Origin of the sequence: Phytobacter sp. MRY16-398 (genome assembly GCF_003925915.1) — a bacterium.
Taxonomy (GTDB): Bacteria; Pseudomonadota; Gammaproteobacteria; order Enterobacterales; family Enterobacteriaceae; genus Phytobacter; species Phytobacter diazotrophicus.
The window spans coordinates 1,938,626-1,952,209 of the sequence record NZ_AP018756.1; the positions used below are offsets into that span (position 1 = coordinate 1,938,626).

9 protein-coding genes are annotated in these 13,584 nt (G+C 44.8%); all 9 read left to right on the top strand.

The window, feature by feature from the left end:
* Positions 1–29 precede the first annotated feature (29 nt).
* Positions 30–4,757: a glycosyltransferase gene (locus MRY16398_RS09220; protein ID WP_125124206.1), complete on the top strand. Its 4,728-nt coding sequence runs from the start codon at positions 30–32 to the stop codon at positions 4,755–4,757.
* The gene (locus tag MRY16398_RS09225) at positions 4,757–6,580 is read left to right on the top strand and encodes an HAD family hydrolase (protein ID WP_125124207.1); all 1,824 of its coding nucleotides are present in this window, start codon (positions 4,757–4,759) and stop codon (positions 6,578–6,580) included. The genes MRY16398_RS09220 and MRY16398_RS09225 overlap by 1 nt, the downstream gene beginning before the upstream one ends.
* Positions 6,581–7,082: 502 nt before the next feature.
* Positions 7,083–8,489: an NADP-dependent phosphogluconate dehydrogenase gene (gene gndA / locus MRY16398_RS09230; RefSeq protein WP_041851951.1), complete on the top strand. Its 1,407-nt coding sequence runs from the start codon at positions 7,083–7,085 to the stop codon at positions 8,487–8,489.
* A gap of 146 nt (positions 8,490–8,635) precedes the next feature.
* Entirely contained in the window at positions 8,636–9,751 is a 1,116-nt protein-coding gene (locus MRY16398_RS09235) for an FAD-dependent oxidoreductase (RefSeq protein WP_041851950.1), read from the top strand.
* 21 nt (positions 9,752–9,772) lie between these two features.
* Positions 9,773–10,783: a glycosyl transferase family 2 gene (locus tag MRY16398_RS09240; RefSeq protein ID WP_107223907.1), complete on the top strand. Its 1,011-nt coding sequence runs from the start codon at positions 9,773–9,775 to the stop codon at positions 10,781–10,783.
* 14 nt (positions 10,784–10,797) lie between these two features.
* Positions 10,798–11,583 carry an NAD-dependent epimerase/dehydratase family protein gene (locus MRY16398_RS09245; protein WP_125124208.1) on the top strand — a complete coding sequence of 262 codons (786 nt, stop codon included), beginning with the start codon at positions 10,798–10,800 and terminating at the stop codon, positions 11,581–11,583.
* Positions 11,580–12,392: a sugar phosphate isomerase/epimerase family protein gene (locus MRY16398_RS09250; RefSeq protein WP_125124209.1), complete on the top strand. Its 813-nt coding sequence runs from the start codon at positions 11,580–11,582 to the stop codon at positions 12,390–12,392. Before MRY16398_RS09245 ends, MRY16398_RS09250 begins: the two co-directional genes overlap by 4 nt.
* Before the next feature lie 9 nt (positions 12,393–12,401).
* Positions 12,402–12,764, top strand: a complete 363-nt coding sequence (locus MRY16398_RS09255; RefSeq protein WP_232034390.1) for a DMT family transporter — start codon at positions 12,402–12,404, stop codon at positions 12,762–12,764.
* A 17-nt stretch (positions 12,765–12,781) separates the two neighbouring features.
* Positions 12,782–13,582: a glycosyltransferase family 2 protein gene (locus MRY16398_RS09260; RefSeq protein WP_197718608.1), complete on the top strand. Its 801-nt coding sequence runs from the start codon at positions 12,782–12,784 to the stop codon at positions 13,580–13,582.
* Positions 13,583–13,584 lie beyond the last annotated feature (2 nt).

Genomic DNA, 13,584 nt, shown 5'->3' on the forward strand with positions numbered 1-13,584 from the left:
GAGCGGTGTTACAAATACAGGTGGGTTTTATGTTTCAACTCGAAAGTCTTGGCTATTTTTTCGATAAAAGTCTAAATGTATGGAGACGTGAAGACTACACCAACATAGGTTACAACGATGGCGATGAGGCGGAAGAACGCCTTGCTGGCATTATCCGCGATGCGGAAGATATTTCGGTTTTTTCTGATGAGTTGCGCAATAAATGCATTGACTGGCAGACGCTCTACCATTTGACGTCGCAGCGCGGAAATGTCTTACGCCCTTTTGCTCATTTATTACAAGGAGATGTCCTTGAAATTGGTGCGGGCTGTGGGGCAATCAGCCGCTTTCTTGGGGAAAACGGTGGGAATATTCTGGCCCTTGAAGGGAGCCAGCGCAGGGCATCAATTGCTGCCAGCCGTACTCGCGATCTGGATAATGTGCAGGTTGTTGCAGAGCGCTTTGATCGCTTTAATCCAGGCCGTCAGTTCGATGCTATCACGCTTATCGGTGTTCTTGAATATGCAACCATGTTTGGCGATGGCGAGCACCCGGAGAAGGATTTACTTACCCAGGTCCGTAAATTACTTAAGCCCGGCGGCTTTTTATTCATTGCCATCGAGAATAAATTAGGTCTTAAATATTTCGCCGGCGCGCCTGAAGATCATATTCGTCAGTCAATGTATGGCATCGAAGGACGTTATAAAGCAGGAGAAGCAAAAACCTGGGGTTATGCGGAATTAAGCAATCTTCTCACTGAAACGGGTTATAAGCACTCTGATGTTTTATTACCTTTCCCGGATTACAAACTCCCCATGTCGATTATTACCCCACAGGGTAGCGATATGGCGGACTTTGACGCGTCCGCGCTTGCCGTTCAGAGTGTCTTCAGCGATCCGCAATTACCTGCGCATTTGACGTTTTCACTACAGAATAGCTTCCCCGAAATTTTCAAAAATAAGCTTGGGGTGTCACTTGCGAACTCGTTTATTTTTGTCGCCAGCATTGATGCTCAAATACCTTTAGACAAGACGGTTCTTGCTTACCATTACAGCACACAACGCAAAAAAGAATACGCTAAAGAAACACTCTTCCGCCGCACTGATAATGGCGAAGTGGATATATCTTACCGCTTTTTCTCAAGTGAGAATGTTGCGCGAGAAGAGAATAAATACTCGCAAATCAGGAAGAATGGTGATAAGTATTATCGCGGTACATTGCTAGGTCAGCAATTTATTAATACACTTTGTACTGATTATTGGAAGCTTAATGATATTGTTAACTTGATGAAGCAATGGTTAGCGGCCCTTGATTACTTCATTAAGAATGAGCAGGAAAGTGGCGTGCCGCTCGTACTCAATGCTGACTTTAGTTTACCTGCATATTTTATAGATGCCATTCCACAGAATATTATTCTTACTGATGGGCAGCCTGTTTTATTCGACATTGAGTGGGAAGGTACGGAGCGAATTGAACTGGGGCATCTCCTGTTCAGAGGTATCATCCTGGTACTCAATCAGGCAAGGGTCCGTCCATTGGCTGATAATGAGTTAATTACCCGAAAAGAATTTGTTCATCAAGTATTTGCAAGTTTGGGGATTGTGTTGGCAGATGATGATCTGCAGCGGTACATGCGCAAAGAAGCTCAATTCCAGCATCAGGTCACAGGCCGTAACTTTGACGATTTACTTGTCTGGCACGAAGAGCGACCTCTGGCTCCGGTGAGTATTAAGCGTAGTAGAGCTAGTATCTATTTCGCGTCCGGAGAGGAAGATTTTGCGGAAGAAAATACACAGTTCTCTGTGCTTAACTGGGGCAAAAATACAATTCGCTGGGCAATTAAGGGAAATAACCAGCAACCTGTAACGAAGTTACGGTTCGACCCGGTAGATGGCTGCCACTGGTTCTCAATGTCAGGATTAGCTATCAAAAATGCCGATGGTGAAACTATCTGGCAGTTAAATTCCCATAAGGCTAACGGTGAATACAGAGATATTCTGAAAGTTCAGAAGGGACAACCGCAGGACGTTTATTATTCGACATCGCAAGACCCACAGATCGTTTTGCAAAATATTCCTGCACTCTCTGAGATGTATATTGAAGCCGAAGTGGAACTTATCAAGGAAAGTGCGCTGGCTGAAATTTTCAGAGCCAATAAAGCACATAACTTAATGCTTGAACAGAAAAAATTAAATGACGTATCCGCGAAATTACACGATACCCATATTGAACTAACGGAAACGACATTACGTCTTGAAAAAACAATAGAACGACTGGAGGAAACTGCCAGACAACGGGATATAACGTCTGAAAAACTTGAAGAAACCACACAGCAATTGGATGAAACCTCTGGACAATTAGAGAAGACAAGAACCCAACTGGAAAATACGAAAGTACAGATGGACAATGTCCGGGTACAACTAGAAAGCACCAAGGTACGACTGGATAATACTACCGAGGAACTGGACGACACAGCGGTTCAACTCGAGAACACCACGGTACATTTGGACAAGACCACGGCACAATTGGAGAAAGCCACCGTGCAACTGGAGAATTCAACCGTACAATTGGGTGAGACCACTGTACGACTTATTGATGTGCATACCGAATTAGAAGATACCGAGGCGCAACTGGATGCCAGAAATGCACAACTTGAAAATACTAAAGTGCAACTATCATCTGCTAATGCGCAACTTGCTCATGTTAATGCCCAGCTCGCGGGCGCAATGGCAAGAATAAATGCCCTTGAGAGCTCATCCAGCTGGAAAGTTACAGCACCTCTGCGCGCAGTAGGGAAAATAAAACACAGATCCAAGGCGTTGGCCTCTGTTACCCGACGTTTGTATCGCCAGCATGGGCTGAAGAAAATTGTCTCACGCGGTATGAGTACCTTGCGTCGGGAGGGCTGGAAAGGTGTCGTTGCGCGCCTCCGGCAGCAGCGTATGATGCAAATGCTGCACGCTGTTGCTGCAGCGCCAGTCCCAGTGCCAGCGCCTTTCATCGCGGGTAATGACGAAAATGCTACGTCCGCGGTTGGCAGTACAGCCCCTATGGCGGTCATGTTGCCAACCACGATTACGTATAACCGAAGCGAAGGCTATCATCTCCGCCATGGTGTTTCGGAATACTGTTACGTTACTCCTGCGCAGCCAGATAATTTATCAATCATTATCAACAATATGGCCGTTAAACCACTCTTTTCTATTGTGGTGCCAATCTACAACACGCCGCTGGATCTGCTCCATGAGCTTATCGAATCTATCGAAGCGCAGTGGTACCCTCAGTGGGAATTGATTCTGGCTAATGATTGCAGTACCGATCCGCAACTCTATGACGTCCTAAGCAGTATTACCAATCCACAGATCAAAGTTGTTCATCTTGAAACGAATAGCCGTATTTCCGGTGCAACGAATTTTGCTATCGAGCATGCAGCGGGGGATTATATTGTCTTTACGGATCACGATGATCTCCTGACGCCAGATTGCTTATATGAAATGGCGCTATGCATTAACAATGATGATCCTGACTTTATCTACAGTGATGAAGATAAACTCTCAGAAGAAGGATTCTACGTCCAGCCTCACTTCAAGCCTGACTGGTCGCCAGATACCATGATGAGCACGATGTTTACGTGCCATGCGTCTTGTGTCAAAAAAACATTACTGGCAAAAACGGGTTTATTACGTTCTGAATTTGATGGCTGTCAGGATTGGGATTTTGTTTTGCGTGTTTCTGAACAGACATCAAAAATTAGCCATATTTCTAAGGTACTGTATCATTGGAGAATTATTCCCCAATCGACCGCTTCTGATATTGCAGCGAAAGATTATGTCATGGAAGCCTCAGTTAATGTACGCAAAGACGCACTGGCTCGTCGCGGTCAACAGGGCGTCGTCGAACCTGTTGTGGGGCCTGCAGGCTATTTTCGTGTAAATTACTTCCCGATTGGTAATCCGTTAGTCAGCATTATTATTCCTACCCGCGACAATTGTAACGTATTGCGTCGCTGTGTTGATTCCATTAACAATACGACACGTTACAGCCAATATGAGATCATTATTCTCGATAATGGCTCTGTTGCTGCTGATGCACTTGAATACTTTTCCTCGCTTGAAAGCGAAGAAAAGATAAAAGTCATTCGCCATGATCGCCCGTTCAATTTCTCGGAACTCAATAATGTTGGTGTGGCTGAATCAAAAGGTGAGATTCTGCTTTTCTTGAACGACGATACAGAAGTTTTGCATGCTGATTGGTTAGAGCGTCTGATAGGTTACGCTCAATTGCCGCATGTAGGTGCTGTAGGCGCAAAATTAATATATCCGGAAACGAACCTTGTCCAACACGCTGGTGTGCTGAATCTTGCCGGTGGACCAATGCATGCGCTACATAATATTGACCGTACCCACCCAGGTTATTTCATGCGTAACCTTCTGGAATATAACTGGCTGGCTGTAACCGGTGCATGTCTGATGATGGAAAGGAAAAAATTCGACCGAATCGGTCAGTTCGACGAATCTTTTCCTATTGCCTATAACGATGTAGATTTATGTTTCCGCAGCGTAGATGCGGGATATTACAATGTAATGTGCCCAGCTGTTGAACTTTATCATTACGAGTCCGTTAGTCGTGGATTGGATCATCAGGATGAAGAAAAAGTGCGACGCCTCATGAACGAGCTAAGTCGACTCAACGAAAAACATCCTCGTTATTATCAATATGATCCATTCTTCAATATTAACTTGCACCCTAACGGCATTAATTTTGAGGTTGGTTGCTGATGCTTATGAATACTATTCTGGGACCTGAATTCAATCGTTTTGCAGAAGCGATTGAATCATTTAAAGATTTGCCAGTAACTGCATTAAATGATGCGGAAGTTATCTCTTTTGATTTTTTCGACACATTATTTACCCGTCCGCTTGCTGATCCGGAGGATGCATTTGACATACTTGGGAAGCAACTGGGTATTGATAATTTCAAAACAAAACGGCAAAGCGCTCAGGTTGAAGCGTTTCGTCAGATGAGTGCCAGTGGTAAAAAAGAAATTACTATTGCAGGTATTTATGCAGCCTTCACTCATGATGTGCAGGCCGCTGAAAAAATGGCTAATGCAGAATATCAATTGGAACTAAACTTAGTTGAGCCAAATGGTATTATCTTTGAATTATTTAAACATTTAAAAGAGGCCGGGAAAACGGTCATTGTTACTTCCGATATGTATTTACCGGCGCGTTTTTTTGAGCAGGCGCTGGAGAAATACGGAGTTACCGGTGTTGCGGTGTTCAGTTCAGCCGATGAAAACGCGACTAAGCGTGATTCAGGAGAGCTCTTTGACATCATTGCACGTAGACTGAATGTTTCTACGGATCAGATTTTACATGTTGGTGATAATGAATTATCCGATGTGATACGCCCGCGTGAGAAAGGTCTTCTTGCATATCACTATTGTTCCCATTACTTAAGCACTATTTGCAAAGGGCTACCGCTGTCCCTCTCTTTTGCTCAGGGGATGTTAAAAAGCCATGAGGGTTATCATGATCTGCAGACTTATAAAAGTTTAGGTTTTACCTATGGTGGCGCTGCATCTCTTGGTTTCCTTAAATGGATTAAAGCTCAGGCGGTAGCACAACAGATCGATCACGTGTTTTTCTTATCCCGTGATGGTTATGTAATGCAAAAGATGGTGGAGCGGGGCGATGTTGGTGATTTCCCTGATTCAACATATTTCTATGGTTCCCGTACAGCGCTGACCCTTGCGACAATTAATGATCAGAACTTTTTGCAGTTCATCCCCTTTTTACTCTCTGGTGCCGAGGGGTTGCAGCCACGTGAAGTCCTTGAGCGTATTGGTGTCGTTCCGCCAGCTCCCGAAATTATGGCTTCTTTTGGGCTGTCTGCGGAAACTGCGCTAACGCCTGAGCTATTCCCATTAATGACTAATTTCCTGTATGCGTGGAGATGGCAAATCTTACTGGTTTGCCGTAAAAACCGCCGTGGTCTTTTCGCTTATATTCAAAAGTTAGGTATTAAATCAGGTGAGAAAATTGCTCTCGTGGATGTCGGCTGGAGTGGTACCACGCAAGAGGCCTTTTACCATGCGGTGAAGCAATTTATTGATGTAGAGATCCACGGTTATTATTTCTGCCTTGCAAATACCGCAGAAAAACTTAGACGTAAGACATTCCTGCAAATGCACGCGATGTATGAAGCTGAAAATACCGATATAACTCTCATTGATCAGATCTATGAAAACCGTGTGGCCATTGAACTCTTTTTCTCTGCGCCGCATGACTCAATTATTGGGTATGACGCAACCACATCCGCACCCGTTGGTGACCAAGGGCGTGGGTTAAAACGCGATTTGTCTCAGAGTATTTCCGATATCTGTGATGGCGCGATGTTATTCGCAGAAAATTACAACGCGCTAAGCAAGCGTCTCAACGTTGAGTTGACGCCGCATGAGCTTACTTTGAGTATGCTTACTCTGGTGCAAAATAAAAAATGGCAGGACTATTCAGCAATCACGGGTATTTCAAATTTTGACGCGTGGGGTAGCTCAAGATTGAAATCACTGTGCGTTGAAGATTATTTAATTAGTTAAATATATGTTTGTTCCATATTTTATTGTGAACAATGAATGCTGAGTTGATTGCTATTAAAGAGAACATTGTGCTGATTTTGCGATGGAAGACGCGCGGGACAATAATGTATTCTTTAATTGACCCTTATGGCTGTTATGCAGCCATGAATGTCGCTTTTTCGAAACATCGGTACATAAGTTAATTCATTATTCTCGATTTTTTATTGCCCATGAACGAGAAGAGTCTGAAATAATCGCATTTTTCACCAATTGATACTGTGATTATCGATGCTTAAATTCTCTGAACGAGATAATGATTACCTGACATGTCGCGCGACGTACGGAAGTAACATCATTTCAGTCATTAACCTGCGAAACTGCCGCTCCTTACGGCTGCATATGGCCTGGCGGTAAGTTGCCTCTTTCGCAGGTACCCAGCGTGTGTAATCTACGTTACTATAATCTTTACTTAAGCCCAATGGCCTGACCGCCAGAGGGTTACCACACCTGACAGGAGTAAGTAATGTCTAAGCAACAAATCGGCGTTGTTGGTATGGCCGTGATGGGGCGCAACCTGGCGCTTAACATCGAAAGCCGTGGCTATACCGTTTCCGTTTTCAACCGCTCCCGTGATAAGACCGAAGAAGTGATTGCCGAGAACCCTGGCAAGAAACTGGTTCCGTATTACACCGTGAAAGAGTTTGTTGAATCCTTAGAAACTCCCCGTCGCATCCTGTTGATGGTGAAAGCGGGCGCTGGCACAGATGCCGCTATTGACTCCCTGAAACCGTATCTGGAAAAAGGCGACATCATCATTGATGGCGGTAATACCTTCTTCCAGGACACCATTCGTCGTAACCGCGAACTCTCTGCTGAGGGCTTTAACTTTATTGGTACCGGTGTTTCAGGCGGTGAAGAGGGCGCGCTAAAAGGCCCATCCATCATGCCTGGCGGTCAGAAAGATGCTTACGAACTGGTCGCACCGATCCTGACCAAAATTGCAGCCGTTGCCGAAGATGGCGAGCCATGTGTGACCTATATCGGTGCTGACGGTGCGGGCCATTACGTTAAAATGGTTCACAACGGTATCGAATATGGTGACATGCAGTTGATTGCAGAAGCTTACTCTCTGCTGAAAGGCGGCCTCAACCTTTCTAACGAAGAGCTGGCCACTACTTTTAGCGAGTGGAATAAAGGCGAGCTGAGCAGCTACCTGATCGATATCACTAAGGACATCTTCACCAAGAAAGATGAAGACGGTAACTATCTGGTCGATGTGATTCTGGACGAAGCGGCCAACAAAGGCACCGGTAAATGGACCAGCCAGAGTTCCCTGGATCTCGGCGAACCGCTTTCCCTGATCACCGAATCCGTGTTCGCACGTTATATCTCTTCGCTGAAAGAGCAGCGCGTTGCCGCGTCTAAAGTTCTGAGTGGCCCGCAGGCACAGCCTGCTGGTGATAAAGTGCAGTTTATCGAGAAAGTTCGTCGTGCACTGTACCTCGGTAAAATCGTCTCTTATGCACAGGGCTTCTCTCAGTTGCGTGCTGCGTCTGATGAATACCATTGGGATTTAAACTATGGCGAAATCGCGAAAATTTTCCGCGCAGGCTGCATCATCCGCGCTCAGTTCCTGCAGAAAATTACCGATGCATATGCAGAAACGCCGGCAATTGCTAACCTGCTGTTGGCACCGTACTTTAAGAAAATCGCTGATGAGTATCAGCAGGCGCTGCGCGATGTCGTGGCTTATGCTGTACAAAATGGTATTCCGGTCCCGACCTTTGCCGCTGCGGTTGCCTATTACGATAGCTACCGTGCTGCAGTACTGCCAGCCAACCTGATCCAGGCTCAACGTGATTATTTTGGCGCGCATACTTATAAACGTACTGATAAAGAAGGCGTATTCCATACGGAATGGCTGGATTAATTAATTTTCTGTTATAATACCTATATAAAAGGCCATCCAAACGGGTGGCCTTGCTTTGAAATAAATTATACTTTAAAGTTATTTCTGCTTTTTTGAGTGTAAAAGGAATAACATAAATCTCATTTGATTAAGGCATTAAAGCAATCATGCGCAAAGATATAATAATTGTCGGCGGTGGTTTTTTTGGTATGTACCTTGCCGAGCAATTTTCTCTACTAGGACACGGAGTCAAACTCTTTGAAAAAGAGAATAACTATATGTCCCGCGCGTCTTATAATAATCAGGCCCGTGTGCATAATGGTTACCACTATCCCCGAAGCATATTAACCGCTTTACGCTCTCGCATCTCTTTTCCCCGCTTTGTTGAAGAGTTTAGAGATTGTGTGGACTCGGATTTTGATAAATATTATTTAATTAGCGAAATGCTGGGCAAAGTGTCAGCGGGCCAGTTCCGTATGTTCTGCAAGCGTATCGGTGCCGACTGCGATGTGGCGCCTGCTAAAATTCAGAACATGGTCAACCCCCAGTTGATCGATGCCTGTTTTACGGTCAAAGAATTTGCATTCGATGCATTCAAGCTGCGCGATATGATGTTGCAACGGCTGGAAAGCTCTACGGCTGAGTATCGCTGTGGTTACTCGGTTGATAAAGTCGAAAGCATCAATAACAGAATTACAGCATATGTACGAAACATAACCAGTGGGGAAGTTGAAACCCATCATGCTGATCATGTCTTTAATTGTACCTATTCACATTTGAATTATTTGCTTGATAACTCCGGAATTGAATTGATTCCGCTTAAGCATGAAATGACAGAAATGTGCCTGGTTGATGTACCCGACGAATTAAAAAAAACCGGGTTTACGATTATGTGCGGCCCATTTTTCTCCGTGATGCCTTTCCCTTCTGTCGGCTTGCATTCTTTCAGTCATGTACGCTATACACCGCATTACGAATGGCATGATAATCCGGGTGAAAAATACCGCGACTCGCATGTGAAATTCGATGAGGATAAGAAAAACAGCGCATGGCAGTATATGGTTAAGGATGCCTCCCGGTATATGCCTATTCTCAATGATTGCCGTTACGAACGCTCGCTCTGGGAAGTGAAAACGTTGTTGCCACGCAGTGAAACGGATGACTCTCGTCCAATTCTTTTTCGACCTCATCATGGCATGAACGGATTCCATTGTATTATGGGTGGCAAGATAGATAACGTATATGATGCCGTTGAAGCTATTAAGAATATGAACATTATTTAAGAATAAAAAGAGACTACACAAGTGAAAAGCGAATCTTTTGTTTCTGTTGTTTTAAAGACTCATGATCTCTCGGGTGAATTGACATTAAAATTACAACAGATCCAGCAATTACTGGATGTAAATTATAGTGATTACGAAATATTAGTTGTTTCTAAAGGCCCCTATCGTGACGTACCGAGAAAATCGGCTGTGGATCAAATTTTAGCAACGATCCCCAGTGTGCGCTTTATGCAACTCTCCGGTGCAGCACATGATGATGTGGTTTGGGCTGCCGGGCTCGAAAATGCGATCGGCGATTTTGTTGTTCTTTATGATCACCTGACCGATCCCGTCGATGTTATTCATCGCGCCGTTGAGGAATGTAAGTCTGGTTATGATGTTGTCGTCGGTGTTTCTAATCAGCCTCTGCCATGCGCATATCGCTTCTTACGTAATACCGCATCCCATATTCTGAGTGCGATTGATTACCATATTCCCAAGAACTCTACCGGGCTGCGTTGCTTAAGTCGTCGTGCGGTAAATGCGGTGACGGATACTGGCCGTTTTCATCACCAGTTTTACCTCCGCATTCAAAAGACCGGCTACCCGATAAGTGAATTGGTTTATGAGCCGATTAGCGAAAATCATGTTAAAAAATCGATTGTGTATGGTTTTCGTAATTTAGTGCGGCTGATGGTATTTAACTCTTCACGGCCACTGCGCTGGATGTCAGTTGTTGGGACCGTCGGAAGTTCATGTGCATTGCTGTTTGCTATTTACAGTATTGTGGTCAATCTCATTAATGGCCACGTAGTTGAGGGATGGACGACAACCATTCTGTTTATGTCGGTGCTCTTTATGCTCCAGTTCATTATGCTGGCGTTTTTTGGTGAATACCTCAGCCGACTTCTGGATGATCGAAGTGAGCAAGCGGCTTATTCCGTCGTATTTGAGAAAAATAGCGCGGTGATGGTGAATCAGGACCGCGTAAACGTTTTAAATGATGCCACTGCTGAAGAGTCTAATCTTGTGCAGACCGGACGCGACCGATAATTACAGGAGAGAACATGGCGAAGGCGTTAATTGGGTATACCGGGTTTGTTGGCACCACTTTGATGAAGCAAACCCAATTTGACGATTTTTATCGTTCGACGAATATTAATGATATTAAAGGTAAAAAATTCGATCTTGTTGTCTGTGCTGGCGCCCCCGCGCAGAAATGGATTGCCAATGCCGATCCACAAGGAGACCGTGAGAAAATTGACTCACTGATCGCCTGCCTTGACAGTATTGAATGCGATAACTTTGTCTTTATCAGTACGGTTGACGTTTTTAAAACACCCGTGGGTGTTGATGAAAATACACCGATTGATGTGCAGGATCTGCATGCTTATGGTCTGAATCGCTACCGACTTGAGCAGTTTGTTGCGCAAAAATTTTCGCGTCACGTGATCGTGAGATTACCAGGTCTGGTTGGCCCCGGGCTGCGTAAAAATATCATCTTTGATTTTCTCAATGATAATAACGTTGCCAAAATCGAAAGCCGTAGCGTTTTCCAGTTTTACCCGATGGTTAATCTCTGGTTTGATATCAACAAAGCACTTGAAAATAATATCAGCCTCGTTCATCTAACTGCTGAGCCTGTTTCTGTTGCAAAAATTGCGGGTGAAGGTTTTGGTTTCGAATTTACCCGTCAACAGGCCGCATCCCCCGTTTCTTATGATATGCGCAGTGTATATGGCGCATTATTTGGCGGCACTGCGCATTACCAGTACTCCGCGAAGGAAACGCTGCAGGCAGTCAGACATTACGTGCAGTCGGAACCTAAAAAAGCTCAGGAAGATAAGCAATGAGAATCTCCATCTCAAACCTTGCCTGGGACATTAGCGAAGATCTCGACGTATTGTCTCTGCTTAAAGAATTTCAAGTTGATGCTATCGATATTGCGCCCGGTAAGTATTTTCCAGAGCCAGCCAAAGCAACAACCGCAGATATCGTGGCGGTAAAAACCTGGTGGAAAGAGCAGGGGGCTGACATCATCGGCATGCAGTCACTCTTGTTTGGTACTACAGGTTTAAATGTATTTGGTTCGCAAGCGGTCCAGGAAAAACTACTGGCGCATTTAGCTGATATTTGTCGTATCGGTTCTGTTCTGGGGGCTACTCGTCTGGTCTTTGGTTCGCCAAAAAATCGTGATTGCTCCGGTCTTAGTGCAACGGAAACCGAGCGTGTTGCCCAAACGTTTTTCCGTAAACTTGGTGATATTGCTGCCGATCAAGGTGTGATTATCTGTCTGGAGCCAAATCCGGCGGTTTATGGCGCCAATTTTATGACAACAAGCAATGAGACCTGTAATGTTGTCACGGGCATTGCTCACCCCAACATCAAAATGCAGCTTGATACTGGAGCAGTCATTATTAACCAGGAAAGTATCGAGGCTGTCGTGGCTCAGGCGAAGAATGTTATCGGGCATGTGCATATCAGTGAGGCGCAACTTGCGACGGTTGGCGATACGTTCAATGGACATGTCGCGCTGGCCGAAGTATTAAAAACGCAATTGGCAACTTTCCCGGCCACGATTGAAATGCTCGCAACGAAAGAGGAGTCGCATCTCGTTTCTATCCGTCGCGCTCTTTCTCATGTCACTTCCCTATATCGTTAAACAGGTACAATGACCTTGAAATGGTTAATACTTATTTTAGGCATTGCATGTAATGCCTCAGCCAGTGTCTTAATTAAAATGGCGATGATGCCACCGCGTAAATTTCCTTCACTGGCAGACCCGCTTGCGTCGTTAACAAATTGGCCGTTCTGGTTAGGGCTGACGCTTTACGGTGGCGCATTTGTTCTGTATGCCGCATCGCTTGCAGTGTTGCCACTTAATATTGCACATCCTGTGCTTACAACCGGTGCGGTGGCTGCGGTAGCAATACTGTCGGTCGTTGTTTTTAACGAAACATTTCACTGGACGACCATAGTGGGTGTTGCCTTTGTTATCGTCGGTGTTGCATTGATCACCTCGAAAGCGGCTTAACAAGAATGGATTTTGCTATGAATAACGAAAAAAAATGGGAAGTTCCTGCATACAACGTCACGTTATGGACGGAAAAAAAGCATGATGCTTGCGTAGTAATTCCGGTCATTAATGAAGGAAACCGCATCGTCAGCCTTCTCACTAAGATGAATAATCTGAATATTAACAACATCGCAGATATCATTATTGTAGATGGCGGTAGTACAGATGGTTCACTGGAAACAGAAAACTTATTAAAGTTAAACGTCAGCGGTCTGTTACTTAAAACCGCGCCAGGTAAGTTAAGTGCGCAATTGCGCTGTGGTTATGCGTTTGTTCTGGAAAAAGGCTATAAAAATATCATTACCATTGATGGTAATGACAAAGATGATCCTGCGCCTATTCCGGAGTTTATCGCCGCTTTAGAGCAGGGATATGATTTCGTACAGGCCTCGCGTTTTGTAAATGGTGGTGTAGCGGTTAACACGCCTAAATCACGTGACTTTGCGATAAAATTCATCCACGCCCCCGTATTGAGTATTGCGTCGGGATTCCATTGGACTGATACAACGCAAGGTTTCCGCGCATACAGCAGCAAAATGTTGCTGGACGAGCGTGTTGCGCCATTCCGTAATGTATTTATGACATATGAGTTACTGGCCTACCTGTCATATATTGCGCCGAAACTGGGTTTCCGTTGCATCGAACTGCCGACCTCACGCATCTACCCGGAGGGGGAAGTACCGACAAAAATCAGCAGCTTTAGAGGGAATCTTGCTGTGCTGAAAATTTTGTTTAAGAGTTGCTTTGGCGCATATAACGTTAAGAGAGGGCAATAAGC

What these genes read in the sequence shown, in the direction of transcription:
- MRY16398_RS09245 (WP_125124208.1), top strand. Translation starts at nt 10,798, where the DNA reads ATGGCGAAGGCGTTAATTGGGTATACCGGGTTTGTTGGCACCACTTTG.
- MRY16398_RS09220 (WP_125124206.1), top strand. Translation starts at nt 30, where the DNA reads ATGTTTCAACTCGAAAGTCTTGGCTATTTTTTCGATAAAAGTCTAAAT.
- MRY16398_RS09250 (WP_125124209.1), top strand. Translation starts at nt 11,580, where the DNA reads ATGAGAATCTCCATCTCAAACCTTGCCTGGGACATTAGCGAAGATCTC.
- gndA (WP_041851951.1), top strand. Translation starts at nt 7,083, where the DNA reads ATGTCTAAGCAACAAATCGGCGTTGTTGGTATGGCCGTGATGGGGCGC.
- MRY16398_RS09225 (WP_125124207.1), top strand. Translation starts at nt 4,757, where the DNA reads ATGCTTATGAATACTATTCTGGGACCTGAATTCAATCGTTTTGCAGAA.
- MRY16398_RS09235 (WP_041851950.1), top strand. Translation starts at nt 8,636, where the DNA reads ATGCGCAAAGATATAATAATTGTCGGCGGTGGTTTTTTTGGTATGTAC.
- MRY16398_RS09255 (WP_232034390.1), top strand. Translation starts at nt 12,402, where the DNA reads ATGACCTTGAAATGGTTAATACTTATTTTAGGCATTGCATGTAATGCC.
- MRY16398_RS09260 (WP_197718608.1), top strand. Translation starts at nt 12,782, where the DNA reads ATGAATAACGAAAAAAAATGGGAAGTTCCTGCATACAACGTCACGTTA.